The organism is Listeria sp. MAN/IMW/UF555 (genome assembly GCF_058684075.1).
Genome location: NZ_JBZWZS010000001.1, coordinates 574,513 through 598,167 on the forward strand (window position 1 = coordinate 574,513; position 23,655 = coordinate 598,167).

General features: G+C 34.9%; 18 protein-coding genes and 1 pseudogene. 2 read left to right on the forward strand and 17 right to left on the reverse strand.

Annotated elements, in window-relative coordinates:
- Positions 1–9: 9 nt before the first annotated feature.
- From llsA to AC4PG8_RS02915, 12 genes and pseudogenes are all read right to left on the reverse strand, one after another.
- A pseudogene (llsA, locus tag AC4PG8_RS02860) lies at positions 10–105 on the reverse strand (listeriolysin S); the annotation flags it as partial.
- A gap of 311 nt (positions 106–416) precedes the next feature.
- Positions 417–1,973: a glutamine-hydrolyzing GMP synthase gene (guaA, locus tag AC4PG8_RS02865; RefSeq protein ID WP_077916460.1), complete on the reverse strand. Its 1,557-nt coding sequence runs from the start codon at positions 1,971–1,973 to the stop codon at positions 417–419.
- A 128-nt stretch (positions 1,974–2,101) separates the two neighbouring features.
- On the reverse strand, positions 2,102–2,506 hold the full coding sequence (locus AC4PG8_RS02870) for a PTS sugar transporter subunit IIB (RefSeq protein ID WP_033533168.1): 405 nt from the start codon (positions 2,504–2,506) through the stop codon (positions 2,102–2,104).
- A 59-nt stretch (positions 2,507–2,565) separates the two neighbouring features.
- Positions 2,566–2,874 (reverse strand): putative quinol monooxygenase, encoded by a 309-nt coding sequence (locus tag AC4PG8_RS02875; RefSeq protein WP_003771336.1) that lies wholly within the window; start codon positions 2,872–2,874, stop codon positions 2,566–2,568.
- A gap of 12 nt (positions 2,875–2,886) precedes the next feature.
- Complete coding sequence (gene nadE / locus AC4PG8_RS02880; protein ID WP_492170005.1) at positions 2,887–3,711, reverse strand: NAD(+) synthase; 825 nt, start codon at positions 3,709–3,711, stop codon at positions 2,887–2,889.
- Positions 3,712–3,722: 11 nt separating this feature from the next.
- Positions 3,723–5,213 (reverse strand): nicotinate phosphoribosyltransferase, encoded by a 1,491-nt coding sequence (locus AC4PG8_RS02885; protein WP_160463969.1) that lies wholly within the window; start codon positions 5,211–5,213, stop codon positions 3,723–3,725.
- A 117-nt stretch (positions 5,214–5,330) separates the two neighbouring features.
- Complete coding sequence (gene tagD / locus AC4PG8_RS02890) at positions 5,331–5,714, reverse strand: glycerol-3-phosphate cytidylyltransferase (RefSeq protein ID WP_003724631.1); 384 nt, start codon at positions 5,712–5,714, stop codon at positions 5,331–5,333.
- A 64-nt stretch (positions 5,715–5,778) separates the two neighbouring features.
- Positions 5,779–6,930: a CDP-glycerol glycerophosphotransferase family protein gene (locus AC4PG8_RS02895; protein ID WP_492170006.1), complete on the reverse strand. Its 1,152-nt coding sequence runs from the start codon at positions 6,928–6,930 to the stop codon at positions 5,779–5,781.
- Between the two features lie 12 nt (positions 6,931–6,942).
- On the reverse strand, positions 6,943–8,097 hold the full coding sequence (locus tag AC4PG8_RS02900) for a CDP-glycerol glycerophosphotransferase family protein (RefSeq protein WP_003761659.1): 1,155 nt from the start codon (positions 8,095–8,097) through the stop codon (positions 6,943–6,945).
- Complete coding sequence (locus AC4PG8_RS02905) at positions 8,097–9,485, reverse strand: glycosyltransferase family 2 protein (protein ID WP_185540076.1); 1,389 nt, start codon at positions 9,483–9,485, stop codon at positions 8,097–8,099. The genes AC4PG8_RS02900 and AC4PG8_RS02905 overlap by 1 nt, the downstream gene beginning before the upstream one ends.
- A gap of 140 nt (positions 9,486–9,625) precedes the next feature.
- On the reverse strand, positions 9,626–10,651 hold the full coding sequence (locus tag AC4PG8_RS02910; RefSeq protein WP_003761653.1) for a ribitol-5-phosphate dehydrogenase: 1,026 nt from the start codon (positions 10,649–10,651) through the stop codon (positions 9,626–9,628).
- On the reverse strand, positions 10,644–11,357 hold the full coding sequence (locus tag AC4PG8_RS02915; RefSeq protein WP_003766398.1) for an IspD/TarI family cytidylyltransferase: 714 nt from the start codon (positions 11,355–11,357) through the stop codon (positions 10,644–10,646). The genes AC4PG8_RS02910 and AC4PG8_RS02915 overlap by 8 nt, the downstream gene beginning before the upstream one ends.
- 225 nt (positions 11,358–11,582) lie before the next feature.
- Between AC4PG8_RS02915 and galU the strand changes: the two genes are divergently transcribed.
- The gene (galU, locus tag AC4PG8_RS02920; RefSeq protein WP_010990742.1) at positions 11,583–12,470 is read left to right on the forward strand and encodes a UTP--glucose-1-phosphate uridylyltransferase GalU; all 888 of its coding nucleotides are present in this window, start codon (positions 11,583–11,585) and stop codon (positions 12,468–12,470) included.
- 51 nt (positions 12,471–12,521) lie between these two features.
- Here the strand turns inward: galU and AC4PG8_RS02925 are convergent, their stop codons facing one another.
- The 4 genes from AC4PG8_RS02925 to AC4PG8_RS02940 form a co-directional block, all read right to left on the reverse strand.
- Positions 12,522–13,532, reverse strand: coding sequence for a hypothetical protein (locus tag AC4PG8_RS02925; protein ID WP_185504781.1), 1,011 nt, complete (start codon positions 13,530–13,532; stop codon positions 12,522–12,524).
- A complete protein-coding gene (locus AC4PG8_RS02930) occupies positions 13,529–15,853 on the reverse strand; it encodes a bifunctional glycosyltransferase/CDP-glycerol:glycerophosphate glycerophosphotransferase (protein ID WP_112119758.1) in 2,325 nt (774 codons plus the stop codon). Before AC4PG8_RS02930 ends, AC4PG8_RS02925 begins: the two co-directional genes overlap by 4 nt.
- 87 nt (positions 15,854–15,940) lie before the next feature.
- Positions 15,941–18,031 carry a glycosyltransferase family 39 protein gene (locus AC4PG8_RS02935; protein WP_185540078.1) on the reverse strand — a complete coding sequence of 697 codons (2,091 nt, stop codon included), beginning with the start codon at positions 18,029–18,031 and terminating at the stop codon, positions 15,941–15,943.
- 5 nt (positions 18,032–18,036) lie between these two features.
- Entirely contained in the window at positions 18,037–19,026 is a 990-nt protein-coding gene (locus AC4PG8_RS02940; protein WP_112119756.1) for a glycosyltransferase family 2 protein, read from the reverse strand.
- A 244-nt stretch (positions 19,027–19,270) separates the two neighbouring features.
- Between AC4PG8_RS02940 and AC4PG8_RS02945 the strand changes: the two genes are divergently transcribed.
- A complete protein-coding gene (locus tag AC4PG8_RS02945) occupies positions 19,271–21,277 on the forward strand; it encodes a DUF6270 domain-containing protein (RefSeq protein ID WP_185540080.1) in 2,007 nt (668 codons plus the stop codon).
- Between the two features lie 52 nt (positions 21,278–21,329).
- Here AC4PG8_RS02945 and AC4PG8_RS02950 read toward each other — a convergent pair whose 3' ends face one another.
- On the reverse strand, positions 21,330–23,654 hold the full coding sequence (locus AC4PG8_RS02950) for a GW domain-containing glycosaminoglycan-binding protein (protein ID WP_160463975.1): 2,325 nt from the start codon (positions 23,652–23,654) through the stop codon (positions 21,330–21,332).
- Between the last annotated feature and the right edge of the window lies 1 nt (position 23,655).

Below are 23,655 nucleotides of genomic sequence, written 5' to 3' on the forward strand. Positions count from 1 at the left end.
AGATAATGCTCATATACATGTGCAAGTTGAACAAGAACATGAGTAACATCCAGCTGCATAGTTCATCACTTCAGAGCCTACAGCATTATTACTGTACCCACTTTGTTGCTTATGATTTAAGTTTCATTCAAATGGTTCCTTTTTTATTTTTTGGAATAAATTATCCTTTAGTTCATCCTACCACATTGTGAAAACGTTATCAATATAATTATCGAAATAAAAAAACTGTTTGTTTATTTCAGAAAATTTAACAGCTTTATAATTATTTTGTAAAAAATATATCCCCATCTTTGATAATGTGCAAACTTTGAGAAAATATTATCCGTAAAAATACTACGATAATAAAAAACCGTTATCACTCGTCATATAAAAAGCCCTAACACCTCAGCATTACTGAGATTTTAGGGCTTTGCTTTTTATTCCCACTCAACCGTAGCTGGTGGTTTACTCGTAATATCATAAACAACACGATTCACGTGATCCACTTCATTCACAATCCGTACCGAAATTTTCTCCAGTACATCCCACGGAATACGTGCCCAATCGGCTGTCATACCATCAATACTCGTCACCGCACGGACAACCACAGTATGGTCATACGTTCTACCATCACCCATAACACCAACGCTACGGATATTTGGAAGTGCTGTGAAATATTGCCAGATTTCGCGTTCTAGACCTGCGTTTTTGATTTCTTCGCGCAAGATGTAATCAGAATCACGAACAATCTCTAATTTCTCTTCCGTGATTTCGCCAAGAACGCGGATTCCTAAGCCTGGGCCTGGGAATGGTTGGCGCCAAACGATTGCGTCAGGCATGCCAAGTTCTGTTCCTAGTGCGCGAACTTCATCTTTGAAAAGTGTATTTAATGGTTCGATTAGTTTAAATTGCATATCTTCTGGTAAGCCGCCAACGTTGTGGTGAGACTTGATTGTTTGGGCAGTTGCTGTACCACTTTCGATGATGTCTGTGTAAAGTGTTCCTTGTGCAAGGAATTCTACGCCGTCTAGTTTGTTGGCTTCGTCGTCGAATACGTAAATGAATTCGTTACCGATGATTTTACGTTTTTGTTCTGGATCGGAAACGCCAGCAAGTTTGTCCATGAAGCGTTTTTTCGCATCTACTTTGATGATGTTCATGTTGAATTCGCCTTGTAATGTTGCCATTACTTGGTCAGCTTCCCCTTTGCGAAGAAGTCCGTGGTCAACGAAAATACATGTTAATTGGTCGCCAATTGCTTTATGAATTAACACACCAACAACGGAGGAATCTACGCCGCCAGATAGTGCAAGCAAGACTTTTTTGTCGCCTACGATTTCTTGAATTTTAGCGATTTCTACTTCACTAAAGTTTTCCATTGTCCAGTCGCCTTTACAGCCACAAATGTTTAATGCAAAATTCTTCAGTAATTCGTTGCCGTAAGCTGAGTGACGTACTTCTGGGTGGAATTGCACGCCGTAAAGCAAACGATCTTCGTCCGCAATACCTGCAATTGGGCAAGACTTACTAGTAGCTGTTACTTCAAATCCAGCTGGTTCCTCGACAACTAAATCGCCATGACTCATCCAAACAACTTGATCTGTTGGTAGGCTAGCAAATAAACGGCTTGGGTTTTCAACGTGAATGTCCGCTTTCCCGTATTCGCGGTCTTTCGCACGTTCTACTTTGCCACCGAAGTGCGTTGTCATTAATTGCATGCCGTAACAAATTCCTAAAATCGGAATTCCCATGTCAAAGATTCTTTCGTCTGCGCGGAAGGCATCTTCGTCATACACACTGTTAGGTCCTCCTGAAAAAATAATCCCCGTTGGATTTAGTGCTTTCATTTCTTCAACTGTAATAGTATGCGGATGTAATTCACTATACACACCGAATTCACGAATGCGGCGCGTAATTAGTTGATTGTACTGACTACCAAAATCTAGAACGATAATTTTCTCTTGCTCGGTAAAGTCTTTCATAATTTTAAACAAAACCACCCTTATCTATAAAATGAAACCGCAAAATCGCGGTTACTTCACAATAATATAAGAAAAGGACAAATCACTTGTCCTTTTCATCTTCTTTCATTTTAACGTTTCCCCTCTAAAGTTGCAACACCTTATTTGGAATTTTTCGCGTTCATTAAGGCTAGACCTTGCGTGAGAATCTTATCCCCGCGCATCCGACCGAAATCAAGTGAATCAATATTAGCGCAAGGAATATTTAGTTCGCCTAAAACTTCCTCCACTGTTTTGTACATATATTTCACTTGTGGTGCTACTAAAACGGCATCGACTTGGTCTTTGTAATCACGGAATTTCCCGGCTGTAATCGCGCCGACCGGTCCCATGACAACAACCAAATCTCGCTCGCTGTATTTTTCGCGAAAACTATCTTTATATTTCACATCATCTGGAAATAGTAGAACAGCGTCCATTCCTTCTGATGTCGCGCTTTTCACGACATTTTGTGCCATTAAACTCGACGTCGCACCTCCAGCACAAACAATCATCAACGTTTGCATTTGTCATCCCTCCAAAAAATGATTCTAGGAGAGTCCTAGAATCATTCATGTTTTATCATCTATATGCCTTTTCCACCGAGTATGTCTAATTCTTGTATTTGTTTTATATCTTTTATTAAAGGTTTAGCGCGTTTAATTGTTTCTTGTACAGCTGGGTTATCAAGAGATGCTTTATGATGCCCTTTATCAACCCAAATTTCAGAAACAAACACCGTGTCTGGCTCGGTTTCAGATTCGCTGACAATATACTGAATACACGTGTTGTAATCATCCAATCCTTCAGCCGCTTCAAGCAAAATTTTAACTAAATTATCTTTTTCTCCTGGATGTGTATAAAATGCAGTTAATAAACCATAACCAACTTTCATTTAAACAGCCTCCTATTTCCAGAAATCGTCAAATATAGTAATTGCCATATGGCGTTTATGTTCGGTTTTAATAAACCAGTTCTCAATTTTTGCCGCAGCATCTGCTGGAACTTCTTTGCCTTCTAAGTAATCGTCAATTTGGTCATAAGTTACACCAAGCGCGACTTCATCAGGAAGTGCTGGCTTATTATCTTCTAAATCCGCAGTCGGTTTTTTCAAATATAGATGTTCTGGGCAGCCAAGCTCTTTAAGAAGCGCCTTGCCTTGTCTTTTATTCAAGCGGAACAGTGGATTAATATCCGTTCCCCCGTCGCCGTATTTCGTATAAAAGCCAGTAACTGCTTCCGCGGAGTGATCGGTTCCAACAACGACGCCTTTGTGCATTGCCGCAATCGCATATTGCACTTTCATCCGTTCGCGCGCTTTTTCATTACCTTTCGCGAAATCAGATAGTTCCACTCCCGCTTCCGCAAGCGCCGCAACACTCGAATCCACTGAAGCTTTAATATTTACGGTTAAACGATTATCTGGTTCCATAAAGTTCAGTGCATCTTGACGGTCCGATTCATCTAGTTGCGTTCCGTATGGCAAGCTCACAGCGAAGAATTGGTACTCATCGTCACCCGTTTCCGCTCGCAATTCGCTTATCGCCATCTGTGCTAGTTTTCCTGTTAAAGTCGAATCTTGTCCCCCAGAAATCCCAAGAACAAAGCTTTTTAAGAACGTATTCTTTTTTAAATATGCTTTTAAAAACTCGACACTTTTTCGGATTTCTTCGTGTGCATCAATCTTTTCTGCCACTTGCATATCTGCTAAAATTCTTTCTCTGATTTCCATTATAATTCCTCCTAAAACGGCATATCTAGTTCAACTGGTGAATGAAGTTGGACACTTTTACGTACTTTTTCGATATTGCGCATCTTGTTTTTCCAACATTTAACGCTTAAATCAACTGGGTATTGCTCCGGACGAACTGTTCGTTTGTACTCGTCCCAAAGTAGCGCCAAGTTTTCTTCTTTATAAGCTTTAATTTCATCTAGTGAAGGCATATCATACACAAGTTCCCCGTTTTGAAAAATCGGTACAAGTAGCTCACGCGCGGTGAAATTCTCGACTGTTTTCATAATATACGTATGAACTGGGTGAAACATCGTTAGTTTATCGACATTTTCGAGTGATTCGTCCGCTAAAGCAATATAATCGCCTTCCGCTTTCAAGCCATCTTCATTCGTAATAATCCGGTAAACTTTCTTTTTACCAGGTGTCGACACTTTTTCGGTGTTACTTGAAAGTTTAATTGAATCTTGTAAAATATCATTTTCATCAGCAATTGCCGCCATTTTGTAAACGGCACCTAATGCTGGTTGGTCGTAAGCGGTGATTAGTTTTGTACCCACACCCCAAGAATCAATTTTCGCTTTTTGCGCTTTTAAGGATAAAATAGTATGTTCATCTAAGTCACTTGAAGCAAAAATTTTCGCTTCAGTAAAGCCTGCCTCATCCAACATTTGGCGCGCTTTTTTAGATAGGAAAGCCATATCGCCACTATCTAGGCGGATGCCGATAAAGTTGATTTTATCGCCCATTTCTTTCGCTACTTTAATCGCATTTGGTACGCCGGATTTTAGCGTATCGTATGTATCTACTAAGAAAATCGAATCAAAATGCGTTTTTGCGTAACTTCTAAATGCTTCTAGTTCGTCGCGGTAGGCTTGAACCATCGCATGTGCCATCGTACCAGACACAGGAATACCGAAAATCTTTCCAGCTCGAACATTACTTGTGGAATCACAACCGCCGATATAAGCCGCTCGTGTGCCCCAAATAGCTGCATCCATTTCTTGCGCGCGTCTTGTTCCGAATTCAGCAAACGTTTCGTCGTCAATAACAGAACGAATTCGCGCAGCTTTTGTAGCGATTAGCGTTTGGAAATTCACAATATTAAGCAAAGCCGTTTCAATCAATTGTGCTTCTGCCAAGCTTGCTTCTACTTGAAGGATTGGCTCGGTTTTAAACACGAATTCCCCTTCTTTTGCAGCAAGAATATTTCCTTTAAATTTAAAATTACGTAGATATTCGAGGAAAGGTCCGTCAAACCCAAGTTCATCATGTAAATAAGCAATATCCGTTTCTGTAAAACGTAAATTTTGCATATAATTAATAATTCGTTCCAGTCCAGCAAATACAACAAAACCTGAATCAAATGGCATGTCTCGGAAAAAAACTTCAAATACCGATCTACGCTCATGAAGTCCATCGTCAAAATACGCTTTCATCATATTTAGTTGATATAAGTCTGTATGCAGCGTTAGACTATCATCTTGAAATAAATTTGTCATTTCTTCTGCTCCTATCATAACTAGTTCTTTGCGTTATTATTTATACATAATAATAGCACAAAACAAGCCTACCACCTAATAATTGAACATTACTGGTCTGCCTGTTTTGTGCTACGACTATTTTAAATCATCTTTAATCTTGGAAGTAGAAATACCGTCTGTCCGTGGTAAATAAACAACTTCACAATAAGGTTTTAAGAAGTCAAATTCGCCTTCCCAATCATCACCCATCACAAAAATATCAATATCACGATTTTTAACATCTTCTAATTTTTGTTCCCAGTTACTTTCTGGAATCACTTCATCGACATATCTGATTGCCTCTAAAATTAATTTGCGATGTTCAAAGTTATGGTATGCTTCTTTGTGTTTGATTCGATTAAATTCATCGGTTGAAATGGCTACAATAAGGTAATCACCTAAAGCTTTTGCTCGTTCTAATAAACGAATATGCCCCCAGTGAATTAAATCAAATGTGCCATATGTAATTACTTTCTTCATCAGCCCACCTACTTTCTTTAGTAGTATATCAAGAAAACAAAAATTTCTCTACTTGTTAGCAGTACTACTTTTCAAGCTGTTCTTTCAAAAAGGATACAAAACGCTCACTTGAAAATCCATCCGAATATTTATTCCATTTCTCAGCAAATAACCGAACTTTTTCCAAATCAAACGTATTATTTTGTATTACTTCAATTAGCTCAGTCGTTGTAAAAACATGGGGGCCAGGAATGGTTTCTAAAAAGCCATCTGAAAGTCCTCTAGCATTATCATATTCCGTTAAATCATACGTAAAGAAAATCATTGGTTTTTGAAGTAAAGCAAACTCAAACGGAATAGAAGAATAATCAGTAATCAAAATATCCACAACTGGTAGTAACGTTTCAATCGGCGTTTCTTTATCCACATAAATGACAAAATCATCATCTAGTTTCTCTATATCATTACTAATAGAAGGATGTAATTTTAAAATCAATTGATATTCATTTCCTAAGGCTTGTTTCATTTCCGCAATATCTAAATGTAACTTTGCCATTCCCAACTCATTATCCCTAAAAGTCGGCGCATATAGTAATTTTATTCTGTTTGTTAAATGTAAATGCTCGTATGACCACTGATAATTTTCTTGTAACTGCACTTCTTTGAAGAAATAATCAGTCCGTGGAACACCAAGTTTCAACATGTTCGATTCATCTAGTAAAAATGATTTTTGGAAAATTGATGCCATTTCATCAGAACCAACAAGTACTTTTGTAAAACGCTTATATACTTCTTGAAATCTTTTCTTATCCCGATCTGACCTTTTTTGAGCTGCTTTATCTTCCCAGCCAAATTTCTTAAGCGCACCGTTTGCGTGCCAAACTTGGATACAATTTACGCCATTTCGTAATTTCAAGCCAGCTAATTCCACAAAATAATTATCCGTGACAACCACTTTTGCCGTATTGAGGTGAAACATTAATGGAATAAATTGTTGCAGTGTCTTCGGTTTAACTTTTATAAAGTCTAAAGATAGCTTTGATACGTCTACTCTAGGATCATAGAAGACAATTGTCTTCGGGGTAACATTGGCCTGTTTCATTTGCTTAATAATCGCAGTAGGATTTTCTTCAAAACTTATAAGAAAAACAACTTTTTGCTGAACTGGTAAAAGGCTCGCCAAGAATCCAGTTATTTTAACAGCAAGCATATACATATAAATTGCTATTTTTTTCAATATTCCCACCGCCTATTTTTCAGCAAAAACTTTTTTCACTGTTTTCTCTGCTGCGTGCCCGTCTTCCCAAGTACAGAATTGTTCTAAAAAGCTATCTGCAATTTGAGGAGGATTTTCAAGCATGATTTCTATTTCTGCCATTAAAGCGTCATTCGTTTCAACAAGTGGTCCTGGGGCATTTTGTTCAAAGTCAAAGTAAAAGCCTCTAAGTGTATCGCGATATTCAGCCAAATCATACGTGTAGAACAACATTGGTCTTTTTAAATTAGCATAATCAAAAAATACGGAAGAATAATCGGTAATTAATAAATCGCTCACTAAATACAAATCTCTAATATCTTCGTGTTTTGAAGCATCTCGTACAAAATCACCATACTGCGTGAAATCAAAATGTTCGGCTACGAGATAATGCATGCGAACTAACAAAACAACTTCATCGCCAAATTTTTCTTGCATTTTGGCAATATCAATCTTTAAATCAAACTTATATTTTCCGATTTCGTAAAAATCATTATCACGCCAAGTTGGCGCATATAAAATAACTTTCTTATCTTCTGGAATATTTAAGGCCATTTTGATATTAGCGATTTTCAACTCTTTATCCGCACTAAATAAAATATCATTTCGCGGATAGCCAGACTCAATCATTTCCCCAGTGAAACCAAATGCACGTCTGAAAATCGTACTAGAATACGCATTAGGTGAAATTAAATAATCCCACTTCTGCGCCTCTTTCACAAAATCAGCCTTGTATTGTTCGGTTGTTTGGCCAGGCATATGTACTTCATCGATGTCGACACCTAGTTTTTTCAAAGGCGTTCCATGCCACGTTTGTACATAAATAGTTTTTTTCGGTTTTGGTAGCTCAAGCGGCAGTCTACTATTAGAAATCCAATATTTAGCTAAGCCCATTTTAAACAACCAATTAACAGAAAAACGCTTAACATACGGTACCCCGTGCGCTTCAAATAAATCAACATACTTCGGATTTACACTCCACAACAACTCGTATTCTGGATTATGCTCTTCCATATATTCAAAAATAGCACGTGGATTACAACTATATTGCTTCCCAGAAAAGCTTTCAAACATCACTAATTCTTTTCTTCGAGGTAAAAATCCTACTAGCTTAAATAGGAAATAATATATTTTTTGTACAAACTTCATCAGGATACTCCCCCCTGTTTAAACTTTCGCTTTAAAGCTTTATTTCTTTTTAATTTTCCTAACACGCTACTGATGACATTTAAATCTGTCATTGTTATTTTATGATTTTTATCTTGGTAAAACACTTGGACTTTCAATTGATATGGTTTTAACCGTGTCACCACTTTTTCAAGTGTCCCCTCTTCACGAACAACAATATCCCAAATTGTTTGGGCTGTTTTTCGTTTTACTACTTTTGTTTGCGCCGTACCTACAGATGTACTAGCAAAGAATTCTGCGCCCTCTGGTAAAGTTTCCCGCGCCTCTTCTAGTAAGAGCTCCACTGTTACAGCTTTTCCAGGACGGTAATTTTCTTTTACTGTGACAAGCGGAACTTCTTCTAATTCTGCCGTCTTAAACTGTACTGGCCAGCCGTTTCGCAAAATAGAGAGCATCATTTCTTTTACAACAAGCGGTGTATCCAGAGCTACAATCATCTCCGGACCAACTTCTTGTAATATTTTCTGTAGTTCACGCACAAAAATTTCTTGTTCTTGCTCATTTAATACTTCTTTAAAATAAATATTTTCTTTATAAAAAAACAACTTGGCATGATACGCGATTAAATACTGCACATATGGAATCACTTCGCCAAAAACTTCTTTAGAATTTGTTAAATAAGTTTGGTACACCTTTTGTAAAAATGGCGTATATCTTTCCGGTTGCTTCCAAGCTGAACTTACTAAAGAACCTTTTTGCTTTAAATCACGATAGTAATAGTAACCAGCATCGGCAATCAATCCGTAACTTCTATTTTCAAGCAAAAATTTCGTAATTAAAAGCTGATCTTCCGCAAATTTAAGCGTTTCATCAAAGGCAAATTGCTTCAAACTTTCGAAACGAAAAAAAGTACCGCCAATATAAAAATGAATTGCTTGCGGTTCTTTTTCAATCGCTACAACTCGATTTCCATTTGTGAAACGGTCATTTAATTTATGTGGAGAAATTTTTTGTTTTTTTCCAAAATCATCTAAATAATAAAAAGCTGGGACAAGCATATTAACAGCTGATTTTTCTAGGAAGTTCACCATACTAAAAAGCATATTTGGCGATAACAGATCATCTGCATCTAAAAATCCTACAAAGTCAGTGTCTTCTTGTATATTATGTATTCCAATATTTCTCGCCTTAGAAGGGCCACCATTCGGGACATCAAAAACGCGAATATTACTCGGATATTTTTCGGCATAGCTATGAGCAATCGCACTACTACGGTCCGTGCTCCCATCATTAATAAGCAGAACTTCCACATGCTTCAAAAAGCTGTAAGTCTGCTTAATTATACTATCTATCGATAAAGCCAACCTTTTTTCCGCATTGTAAAAAGGAATTATAATCGCAAATTTCATTCTTTTTTCCCTCTCCATATAAAACTGGGAAGTTAAGGTCTCGCATATGAACGCCGAATTTCCTCTCGACTGCCTTGCTTCCTAAATATACTTTAGCAAACAAATTCATAAGCGTATAGCCTAAACTCCCCAATGTTTTATTATATCTTCCACTCCATAACGCTTTTGCCCCATGGACTACGTAAATCAGCTTCAAAGGCTTCAATTACATCTTGAATCGAATGCACCGTATGCACTTCACCAACAAGATTTTGTAAATATTCTACCCCGCGTTTGTTCGTGGATAGAAATTCTACTGTTTTTTCAAAGTCAACTCGGCCGCTACGACTACTTCCGTAAACTGTAAGCCCTTTTTCGAGTACCATACGTGAGTTAAATTCAATCGGATACTCAGAAACTCCTAGTAACGAAATAGTTCCTTCAGGTTTAATTACATCAATAATCTGACTGACTGCATACTGACTACCCATTCCTCCAGCACATTCAAAAGCTTGATCAATGACTAAATCAGCTGGCACATCATCAATCGAATATGCGCCATCTACAAAAGAAAAGAAGTCTAATTTATATGGTGTTTTTCCAAAAATGTAAACTTTACTTTCTGGATACCAATTTTTTAATAATAAGGAAGTGATAAAGCCTAAGTTTCCATCACCCCATACGCCAAAGCTATCACGGTTAGCGTTACTTTTTCCTTCAAAACGTAAAATCGCATGTACAGCAACAGAAATAAGCTCAGAAAATGCCGCTACTTTCATATTGATGTCATCAGGTAACGCAACAACCCGGTCACGACGCATAAAAACATAATCTTGCATTAAACCATCATAACCACTAGAACGGAATTTACTCGAACGTAAATAGTTCTCAGCAATGACTGGATCATTCTCAAATGGTGTGTTCGGAATCATGACAACTTTTGTTCCAGGTTTAAACTCTTTTGTTGCGTCATAAACGACTTCGCCAACGCCTTCATGAATAAGCGCCATTGGAAGTTTTTTAGAAAGCATTTCTTTTCCTCTAGAACCTGTATAGTAGCGTTGGTCTGCCGCACAAATAGATAAATGAGTAGGTCTAACAACGACCACATCACCAGCTAAAGATTCGTCCACATTGGCAACTTCAAACTGTCTCTCTGACACAAGTCTATATACTTGATTAATCATTGGCTATCCGCTCCTGAATAATCGCATTCGCTACTTTCAAATCATATGGAGTTGTAATTTTTATATTGAATATCTCGCCTTTAACAAGCTTCACCTGATCGCCAGCAAGCAAACAAATTTTACATGCGTCTGTTAAAATTTGTTTTTTCTCTGCGCTTAAGTTTTGATAATGATTATATACTTTTTTCATATTGAAACTTTGTGGTGTTTGCCCTTGATACATTTGATCTCTGACAGGAATATCTGTAATAAATTCATGATTACTTGATTCAACGATTGTATCAAGTGCTTCAATAACAGTATCTACAGCGCCTGTTTCAATCGCAGCATCAATGTTTTCTTCAATAATTCGGTGCGTTAAAAATGGGCGCACAGCATCATGTGTTACGATAATATCTTCATCGTTTAGACCAAATGTTTTTTCGACATAACGAATTCCGTTCATAATTGTTTCATTACGGTCTTCTCCGCCTTCAATTACGACAATTCGATCATCAGAAATATATTTTTTAATATTATCTTCAGCATGATTCATCCATTCTTTAGGTGAAGAAATAAGAATTTTATCAAATCGTGTATTTAAAATAAATTTTTCTACTGTATGAACAATGATTGGTTTACCATTTAGAGGTAGAAATTGTTTCGGCATGCTAACGTTACCCATTCGCGTACCTTTTCCTCCAGCTAAAATTTGAGCGTATATCATCCTCTAATCTCCTTTAACTGTTTTTTATATTAACCTGTTATATTATAACACAAAACTTGTCTAACAAACTAGCTTCTATCTAAGCGAATATCTATTTTCAATATCATTTTAACAAAACTTTTGAAATTTATCTCCTTTGCCGATAAAAACTTGTAAATTCAAAGAAGCTTAGCGTATAATTAGGTGAGTCTACTTGAATTATAGATTAGAAGGAGATTATTAAATATGAGAGTAAAAAAAGCTGTAATCCCAGCTGCTGGATTAGGAACACGCTTTCTACCAGCAACTAAAGCAATGCCTAAAGAAATTTTACCTATCGTGGATAAACCAACTATTCAATACATAGTGGAAGAGGCTGTTGCCTCGGGTATAGAGGATATCTTAATCGTAACTGGTAAAGGAAAACGCGCTATCGAAGACCATTTCGATTCCGTGCCTGAACTTGAGAATAATTTGCGTGAAAAAAACAAATTAGAGTTATTACATCTTGTAGAGCAAACAACTAACATTAACTTGCACTTTATCCGTCAAGCAAAACCAAAAGGACTTGGTGATGCCATCCTTCAAGCAAAAGGTTTTGTTGGGAATGAGCCATTTATCGTTATGTTAGGTGATGATATTGTAGAATCCAAAATCCCTTGTTCCAAACAATTGATGAATCAATACGAAAAAACACATAGTTCTGTAATTGGCGTACAAACTGTGCCACATGAGGAAACATATCGTTACGGTATTATTGATCCAATTAATGAATACGATAAGAATTTATACAATGTAAAAGGTTTTGTTGAGAAACCAGATCCTGCCAAAGCACCATCCGATTTAGCAATTCTCGGTCGTTACCTACTAACACCACAAATTTTTGACTTCTTAGAAACCCAAAAACCTGGTGCAGGCGGCGAAATCCAATTAACAGACGCAATCAATAGCCTAAATGAAGTACAACGCGTATTTGCTTATGACTTTGAAGGCGAACGTTTTGACGTTGGCGATAAATTCGGTTTTATTCAAACTACAATGCAATTCGCGCTAAAACATCCAGAAATCAAAGAGGATGTCAAAGCATTAATTGATGATTTATATCAACAAGTGCATAAAAACGATAAAAAATAAAAAAAAGAGAGCTGACATTTTTTCATTTGTCAGCTCTCTTTTTGCATCAACTTAAAAATATAGTTTGTAACACTTAGCAATCGGTTTTAAAGAATTTAAACCAACTGCTTTATAGACAGCGTTTGTCGCGCGTCGATAAAATCTTAAATTATATTGTTTTGTTTGATAATGCATTTTTTCAAAAAGTACCTTTAAGAATTTTAAATACGCATTACTAAACGCTTTATTATTACCCCACTCAGGATATTCTTTCACTGGTACTTGTAGATAGAAATATCCTAAGGAAACAAGTTCACTTACAAGGTGCTTATCATTATCTTCTAGAAAAACAGTAAGGGCCTCAATTGCCTCGGTTGCCTCGGTAAGATTTCCAGACATTAATTGCTTTTGGAAAGTTGGACCTAATTTAGTACGAATCAAATAATTAAACAAGTTCTTATCAAAATCAAGAAGTTCCAGTCTTAAACTTGTGTAGTTATTTTCTAACTTTCGATAAAATTCCCAGCAATCAACCATATCTGTTATTCTATAATTATTTGCAACTTGATTTTTAGCCTCGTTTATTTTTGTTTCTTCTAAAACACTGTGCTTCCAAACCATTTTTGCCTGATGAAAAATATCAATCAAAGTTGTTTCGTTTATCCTCTCCTCAAAATAATTTTTCAAAAAGGATACATTATATAATTGGTATTGTCCCATTTCTTCTAGGAGCATATGAGGATCACGTTCTAAATACGTACTAGTTGGCTTTGGTGTTAATTCAGCTAAGAATTGAAGTGTGTCAGTCATTTCGTAACTATCTTCATTTGGTAATTTACGAAGATGTTGTAAAAATACAGGATTTTGACTAAATAAATGAATATCTGCTCCAACCATGTTTTCGGGGAAGCGAGCAATATAGTCTTGAATTTGTGAAAGGATGTTTTCTTCAGGTTTTGAACAAATAATTAAAAAATCAGCGTTTGACATAGAAATATTATTTTTTATTTGTTCTAAAAGATGAGGACTTCCCCATTTACCACTAGATTCCTTTACAACGAGTTGTTCTATTACTATACTCATATATCCTTCACTTCCTCATTCGCTTTTCCAATATAAGTCTCTACAAAACGTTTCGTTGAATTCCCATCCAAACTACCAACAAATTTCTTTTTAAAGATTTCCAACTCGTCGTAATTATATAGACCACTTTTAACCGCTTCAATAAGCGATGGTGTATCTCTAAACACTTCACCAGGAATGGTCGCTTTATAATCAAAGTAGAAACCACGTTCATCAAGATAATCATCAATGTCATAGGCAAAGAAATAAATCGGTTTGTTCATCAAACTAAATTCGAAAATGACAGAAGAATAATCAGTAATAAGCGCATCACTGAATAACATTAAGTCATTAATATCATTATTTAGCGTTAAATTCAAAATAAACGGATCATCTTCTTCTACATTGAATGAAACGTTTTTAATAACCGGATGGAATTTCAAAATTAAGATATGAGTATCGCCAAGTTCTTTTTTCAACGCTGCAATATCAAGAACTACACTATAATTAAAACGCTCATTCGGTCCACCACGGAAAGTAGGTGCATATAACAATATTTTTTTATCGCGCAATTGCGGATACATTTTCATATATTTTTCTTTTGTATAATTCACATATTCATCATCAAAAAACACATCAGTTCGAGGTACACCAATTGGTTTAATTTGATTAGCTTGTTTTCTAAAAGCTTCCATATATTCTGGAATAATTCCTTCTGAGCTTACAAGCACATCAGTATAAGGGGAATGCGCACGAGTTTCAAATTCTTCTGTATTTGCATCTGTACCTTCCAGCGCACTAAATCCAAATTTCTTAAATGCGCCTGTTGCATGCCATGACTGCACAACATGTGTATTTTTGTTAAATTTCAAACCGTAAATTTTATTGTAATAATCATCTAAAACAATTGTTTTCGTCCGCCCCAGCGTATAATATAGCTGAAACATTTCAAACCAATTCCGATTTTTTCGTAAAAACACATATACTTTTTGAGGCATATTGTTATAAAACATATAATCATAAATTGCTAATAAATTACCTTCCAAAGTGGTGCTACGTTCTGTAGCTAATATCACTTGGTTCTTCTTCCGTGGCATTAATGTAGCAATTCTAAAAATAATCCCTCTACTTATTTTACGAATTAAAATTGGAGCTTTAAACTTGCGTCGAACAATAAATTTAAATGAAATTTTACGAGCATCACGCCAATTATTATTTTCAATTATTTGTAGAGCAGCCTTCATGGGAATTGGGTAAGTTTTTCTAAATGCAATTTTAGCTTCTTCCCCTTGTCGGCTCCATAAATAACCAATTAAATTACGATAGTTTTCTTTATTGTCTTTCGTTATATAACGTACACGCTCAATACTACTAAATAACAAGAAGTATCTAAATGAAGGGATAATATTTAAAAAGTCATCTGATTTTGTTTTCAACCAGTCTAAAGTCATTGTAAAAGCAATTTTTTGGTTCTCACTTTTTTTGCTTTCTATTGCTGCTCGTAACGCTCCCCAAAGCTCCACACTAGAAACTCGTTGATAATATTTTAAAGCAACCTCGTAATCAGTGTTGTTTTTTTTCAGTTCTTCTTCACCATAGTCAAAAATCTGGAAAACAGACTTTAAAATACGGATTGGATCTTTATCTACTGATTGCGTTAATGATTGCGATTCACCATCGCGTAAACGATAATAATAAACTACTTTTTCTACTGTATAAATATCCTTAGCTTGCAATAAAGCATGTAAAACAAATGGTTGATCTTCCCCGTAACGAATATTCTCTGGGAAAAATACGCCATCAATTAGTGAATGGTGATACAATTTCGCACAAGGTCCAATTGAATAAAACAACTCAGGATTTTTTAACAAGGTTTTCATTCCCGGTTTAGCAATATTGTATTGAATATGCATTGGTATAAACCATTCACCCTCCGAATTAAAACGCTTAGTTGCTCCAGTAATTAGTTTTGCCCCTGTAGAAATAGCACCATCATACATTAGTTGTAAGGAATAGTTAGGCAGTATATCATCACTATCAACAAAACAAATATACATACCTATTGCAAGTCGTAAACCATGGTTCCTTGCAGAAGCTGGTCCTCCGTTTGGTTGGGTGTATAATTTAAACCGTGGCTTATCTTTTATATATTCGGTTACAATTTCTATTGTTTTATCTGTTGAACCATCGTCAATTAATAACACTTCATAACTATCAAAAGTTTGCTCATGAATACTTTCGAGAGTTTCAAGTATTACTTCTTCCACATTATAAAGTGGCATAATTATGCTTATTCCTATTTCTCGGCTTTGTTCAATTATTTTATTTGAATCTTTACTCATTTATAGACTCTCCCTAATTCAAAATATATGTCACATGTTAATTAGATGTTCTCCATGTTTATATACATAACCTAATATTGGATAGTATTAACGTCTTCTTTTAAAAACATAATACGTTCCTGCAAAAATAAGCATGATACATAAATCAAACATAATATATGCATATTTTGGCATTAATGGTTTTGAGGTTGTATTTGTAACAAAAAAGCCTATATCTTGGTATTCTTTTTTGTCATCATTAACGTACAAATCGCCATATGGGTAAAGGTCTAAATCATTATCAAAATAGGTTCCTAAAACTAAAGGTTGATTTGGATGGCTATTTTCTACTTCTGAGATTACGATGCGATACCTATTATTTCCTTTAGGATTATCGTTAACGCTCAATTTAAGGTAAGCCTCATTTGGAAAATCTGTACCTTTTTTCTCTTGATTATAAATTATAGTGTCATTAGTTTCATTGATAACTTTTATTCGATATGAACTACTAGCTTCCGGTTTTTTCATCACATATATGTCAATTGAGTTAAAAGGACTATCAGATGTAAATTCTTGTGAAATAGTTTGTTTATTATTAACTGGTAACGCTATATGAGCATAACTTTGCTTAACAATATAATGATTAATATCTTGTTTATCAGTCGCAATCATTTTTCCACCAAACGCAAGAAAAACACTACTTAACAAAAAGATAAGGAAACTCGTAATTAAGAAAGATTTTTTTAACTTATCTTTTAAAACTACTTTTTCTGTAAATAAACTTTCTATAATAAACTTAAATCCATAAATAGAAGACACAATCATTAATGGAGTTACAAATAATATATAACGCTGATTTGCTTCCCAGATTAAATGAAATAACCAGACACCAACTAAGGTGATATTTATAAAGAAAGATATATCAAGTTCTCTTTTTTTATAAAAACGTAACGCACCTAAACATATTAACAGTAAATTAATGATATGGAACATTTGGGCAGCGAACTCTGTAAAAAAGCGCTTATCTCCAAAGAAATAATCAAATGAAGCTGGATAATCTAATGCAGAATTCGTGTACCACGTATAAGCGCGTGTACCATCTGTCCATGTGTTTATCATTTTATTATTGTATAATTTTAAAAGTCCAATTGGCCCATGCTCTTTTATTCGTTCTTTTATTTTCTGTATGTTCGCTTCTTGTTTCTCTTCTTTTGTTTTGTACTGATTTGTAAAAGCGACATCTTCACTATTATAACGACCTGCTGGATCACCAAGTCCCATCATCACCCAGTGCGTTTGTGGGAATTCTATAGCTAAATTTTTCTTAAAGCCATAATGATTGGATAATGGCGTGAAAACAGCATTTAAACTTACAAAGAAAATTGCTAACACCAGCGTATTTAGCAAGACCTTGCGCCAATTTCTTATGAAACATTGATGAATAATCATCGCTGGTAGTAAAATTATGATATTAGGCTTAATATGATACCCTACAGCAAATAATAACCCGATAATAATAAAATACCACCATTTATTATTTTTCGTATATAAATAATAAAATAAAGTAATAAGTGAAGCAAAAGGTAAGACTAGAGTATCTGTATAAAAATACCAAATATAACCTAGTAACGGCACACAAAATAGTATAATGATAAGATAAATATTCGCATATTTGCTACCATTTTCTTTACGAATAATCCAAAACAATACAAAAATAGTAATATTCATACATAAAAATAGAAATACACTTTCAAGTAAGAATACATTGGAAACCCCAAGCATTCCCCCAAAAGCATATAACCAGTATCGAATAATGGTTATAAAGATATTATTTGGATACATCATAAAGTATTCTTGCCCAGTAGCATGTCCTCCATTTGCCAACATTTTTAAAGTCTCGCCTTTAATTACATAAGCATCAGCATATGAATTCATTTGCAGCGAAACTAATAGATATACTTGGACTGCTAATATCAAAATCACTAAAGAGATGGTTAAAAAACCATCTCCTTTTTTATTTAATCTAGTACTAAACTGGAAAATCCCAATAAGAACTAATAACGCAGCAGCGCTAAGAACTATTAAGACAAAAGGATGTTCAAAAGTAAAAGTTTGTGGTTTGAAAATGCTTAGGCAAAGCAAGTAGCCAAATAGGAGGATAAATAAAGCATTAAAAGTGTAAACTAACTTATTCTTCACTTTACTTACACCAAACTCTCGTTGTTTTTATTTTTCTCGCATTTCATTTCAAAGACATTATCTTCAATTGTAAAACGAGGACGTTCTTTTACTTGTCGGAAAATTTTTCCAATATATTCGCCCAAAACGCCCATACCAATTAATTGTACCCCGCCGAGTAACCAAATAGAAACAATTAAAGAGGTCCAACCAGGAACTACGCCCCCGATTATTTTTTGAACAATTGCATAAATACCTAAAACTACACCTACTAAGAAAGTAATAGAACCAATCACTAGCAATAAGCGAATTGGCGCCACACTAAAAGAAGTAATACCATCAACAGCAAATAATAACATTTTCTTTAATGGATATTTCGATTCTCCAGCAAAGCGTTCATTTCTATTATAATAAACTTTGGTAGATTTAAATCCAAGTAATGGTACAATACCTCTAATAAACATATTTTCTTCTTTATAGCGTAAAAATTCTGTTAATGCGCGTTTGCTAAGTAATCTATAGTCCGCATGATTAGGAACCATATTAACACCTAACTTACTCATAATCTTATAAAAAGTTAGAGCAGAATTTCTTTTGAAAAAAGTATCTGTATCACGTTTGTCTCTCACACCATAAACCACATCGAAACCTTCATGATATTTTTCCATAAATTCAATAATTGCATTGACATCGTCTTGTAAATCAGCGTCGATAGATACAACACAGTCTGAATATTCATGTGCAGCTGTTAATCCTGCTAATAAAGCACCTTGATGCCCATAATTACGGCTCAACTTTAGCCCTGATACATGCTCATGTGATTCAGAATATTGTTTTATAAGTTCCCAAGTTCGATCCTTACTTCCATCATCAACAAACATGATTTGACTATTGTTACTAATAGAATCATTCATCACTAATTTTTTTATAATATTCGTTAGTTGTGTTACGCTCTCGCTTAATACCTCTTCTTCATTATAACAAGGCACCACAACGGTTAAAAATGGTTTTTCCACTCTCACTACAACCCCTTACTGATATGCTATTGTATAAAATTCAGTATCTACAGCATATCTTATTTACAGCAGTTTATCAACCATCTGTGCAAAATTTATCAGTGTTTAGCTTCACTTAATAAAAAAAGGCTTTTCATTATCTGCAATTATTCTGAAAACTTTCAACTTTTATCAATTTTGTAGGGAATTTTATTGAAATATGATAAAATAAAAAGTATCATAATTAAATTTTAAGGAGCTAGCGATGAAATTTTATATAAAGGAAATTGAGTTAATAGAATCTAAAACATGGAAGATACATGGTTTTTCAGAAGGAAAAATCAGTAGCATTCAAGCATATTACAACGAAATCCGAGAATATAAACACCCTGAACAAAAGTTAAACATTCCTTTTACTCAAGAAAAAAATTCATTCACTGCAGTTATTTCGATTGACGAACTTGCTGAGTATTCTCTCCCAAATAATGAGACTGCTTGGAAATTTAAAGTGAATGGCGATTATCCATATAATCATTTGATGTCAGATGGACCTATTATTAATCAACCTTTCCAACCATCTAATTCACTTTACCAATATCATTTTGATTTTCCAGAAGGTGTATTAACGCTTATTAGTAGACCAGTGGAACTTTTAGCTTCATTAGAAAGTTTTTCATTAAGCGAAAAATTGATGACAGGTACTATCAAAATTAATTCTTCACTTCCAGATGGACCGTTTAAAGCAAAGCTACTACTAAAACGTAGACCAACACCTAGCTTTTATTTATTCCATGAGCAAGAACAATCATTTGACTTAGGACTGGTTACAGATAAAGTCGTTAGCTTTTCGATTCCTGTTAAAGACTTAGCAACTAGCTTCTTAGTAGATAATACAAATATTTTAGATGCCATGATTGAAATATCGCCTAAAGAAGTAGAGCAAGGATTAACTACATTCCTATCTATTGACGCCGAAAGAAAACCATCCATTCCGAAAGAAGTGGAATTGGCTTCCCCGCACTTTGCTACACTGCGCTCTTATGTCACTGGCTCAAGCAGATTATCCTTCTATTTCAAAAAGAATATTCAAGGATTAGTAAGTGTCAGTCAACTAAAAGAATCAGGTAGCGATATAACTTTACAATTTAAATTAGAAGGAAACTTCCATGAAGGACAAGTTGTAGCAAAACGACTAGATAAAAAAGCAGATGTATTTGAATATCATGTGGAACAAGCTTGGCCACTAAAAAAAGGAATAGGGAAACACTCTGTACGCATTAGTAAAAGTGAATTCTTAGCTGGCCCTAATAACAAAGCATATGCGACATGGGATTTTTTCCTCCGTTCCAAAGATATGCCTGACTTACCTATTCTAGTTCCAAATACAATTGACCTTAGTAATACCAAATTTTTTGATATTGCTAACAAGAAATTCCTAGCAAAACTAACTAAAAATGACTTCAATAATTTGTCATGCTTAACGGCTCCCGCTCCAAAAATTAAAGAAGATGTAACTAAAATTGCTGTTATGGGCACTTGTTTTAGTCGTAATGCTTTTAACTCATCACCTTTTTTCAACCCTGATTATAAAGCATTTTTCGAATGTAGCTTTACGCAGTTTCACTCTTCTATTATCAGTGTAATGACTGAACCAGCTGAGAATTTTAATTTGGACAAGTACAATGATATGAAACCTGGAGAGAAAACAATCGTGGAAGAAGATTGGAAAAAAGACTTTTTCGTTAACCTAAAAGAGTCTAATTCTGATTATTTCCTTATTGATCTTTATCCTGATGTTATTCGTCCAGTCATTTGGTTAAATAACAAAACGGCAATCACTTTATCATATATTATAGAAGATAGTCAATTACTTAATGACCTTCCATATGAAAGAATTCTAGATCATATTGATAACGAAGCATACTTTAATGAGTGGAAAGGTTATGCCGATCAATTTATTGCAAAATTAACAGAAACATTTCCTGCTGATCGAGTGATTTTAAACTTAGGTGGCTTTACAACCTCATATTACGATGAAAATGGAAAAATAGTAGTTTATAAAAATAAAATGGCAATTGAGAAAAACAATTACTTCTGGGATAGAATAAACAACTACTTCTTGTCGAAACTACCTGAAGCAAAAGTTATCGATTTTTCAAAGAAATCATATATTGGTGATTTCAACTACCCATTTGGTCATTCGTTTTCCCATTTTGAATCAGCTTATTACAAAGACTTTTTGAAAGAGCTTATTTATATAACTAAATCGTAAGCGAAAAAAACAGAGTGATTAAAATCACTCTGTTTTTTTATTTAACGTTCAATTATCTAATATTCGTAAATGCTCTTTGGTCAATCCAACCAATTAGTTTACCATCTACGCTCATTTGATAGTAAGTAGCACGTGTTGTCTTCGCTTCTCGAACTAATTGCACGGTTTTATTAGCATATGAAGTAGCTTGTCCTACATTTTTAACACCGATAACTCTATAAGGTGCTGACCATATACCGTTTCCTGTTGGGTTGCTCAATAATGCAGTTTTACTAATTACATTGTTGTATTCTACCATATCATAAACATCAAAAGCTCTTTCATCTAACCAACCTACATTTTTACCATCAATGCTGAATTGGTAATAAATGCCCCGATCTGTTTTAGCACGTCTTGTAATTTTAGCTTGTTTATTGTTATAGTTTGATGCTGACCCAACTGATTTCACACCATAAACTTGATATGGCAATGTCCAAACAGTATGACCACTAACATTTGTTACAACTGCATCACGTACATAAGATTCATCATATTCTATAGTACTATAGGTTTTGAATGCTTTCTTATCTAACCAGCCTACAGTTTTACCATTAGAGCTAAACTCATAATATGTTCCTCTACTTGTTTGAGCTTCGCGAGTGATTTTGACAGTTTTGTCTTTATAATTGCTAGCTGGACCAACCAGTTTTACGCCTACACTCTTATAAGGTGCAGTCCAAACAGCATTTCCCTCGACATTTTCAATAACTGCTTCTAGATTTACAGCTTTGTTAGAAGTTATTTCATCGTACATATCAAAAGCTTTTACATCTAACCAACCAATTACATTCCCACCTGATTTAAATTGGTAGTAAGTTCCTTTTGGTGTTTTCGCCTCACGGACAATTTGAACATCTTTGTTGGCATATTTTTCAGCTTGAGCGACTAATTTTGTACCAGCAGTCCGGTAAGGTTCTGTCCAAATAGCATTACCTTTTACGTTTTTAATAGTTCCGTCTAATGTAACAGCTTTATTGTACTCAGCTTGGTCATAAAGAGTAATCGCATTTTTATCTAACCAACCGATTGCTCTTCCGCCGATACTAATATTGTAATAAGTACCATGTTGAGTTTCAACAACTTCACTAATTTTAACATCTTTATTCGCATATTGAGTAGCCTGCGCTACAGAGGTTGTGCCTTCTAATTTATATGCTTTAGTCCAAATACCATTTCCTGTTGGGTTAGTAATTTGTCCATCAAGGTTAACAGCTTTGCTAGAAATAACAGAATCATATGGATAGATAGTCAAAGCACGTTTATCAATCCAACCAATTGTTTTATTGTTAATACTAAACTGGTAATAAGTTCCTTTTGCGGTTTGCGCTTCACGTAAGAGTTTTATTTCTTGTTGGGCATAAGTAGTTGCATTGGTTACAAATTCTCGTCCATATACATTATATGGTTTAGACCAAATACCATTACCAGGTGCGCTCGTAATCTTAGCGCGTCCAACGTTTACTTTATCATAATTGACGCTATCATATATGGTTAGGGCTTTTCCATCTACCCAACCAATTACTTTGCCGTTATATTTAAATTGATAGTACGTTCCTCTTTTTGTTGTAGCAACAGATACTAAATCAATATCTTTGTTAGCGTATGTGCTAGCTGGACTAACAGATTGTACACCTTTAACTTTATAAGGTAGAGTCCAAACACCATTTCCTGTTGGACTTGTTACAGTCGCTTTACCAGAAGTGGATTTTTGAGTAAGAATTTTGTCGTATAAAACATCATATTTTGCTAAATCATAAGTTTCAATTACTCGGATTAAACTAGCAGCATAAGTTGGAGATGTTGCATATCCAGCTTTTTGTAGCTCATTAGCAGCTACTTTATAGTCTGTTGCATCAACTACTTTTTTGTATAAGTTTTTATTCCAAGAAGTTCCATTCACTAATAAAAGTGTATGATCAGTTACAGATTCGTTCCAACTAGGATATTTACGGAACTCAGCATCAATCTTAATCCACTCACCATTCACATATTCAGAGGTTGACATGATAACTGATTGTCCATTGTACTTTCCTTTAATACCAAATAAATTATATCCTTGTGTAGCAAGTCCACTTTTCCCCCAACCGGATTCTAAAATTGCTTGAGCTAAAGTTATACTAGACAACAGATGATATTTTTCTTGAGATGCCTGGGCAGCAGGTGCTATTTTGTCTATAAACGCTTGTTGTGATGCTGTCGTTGCAGCTTGGGCGTCTTTAACAAAGGAATTTTCTCCAGTTAATGAATTCTGTAATTGTCCACTGACAGTTGTCAAACCGTACATTGGGACAACTAGCATTGGAATCATTACAATTTTCATCCACTTTTTATTTATCATT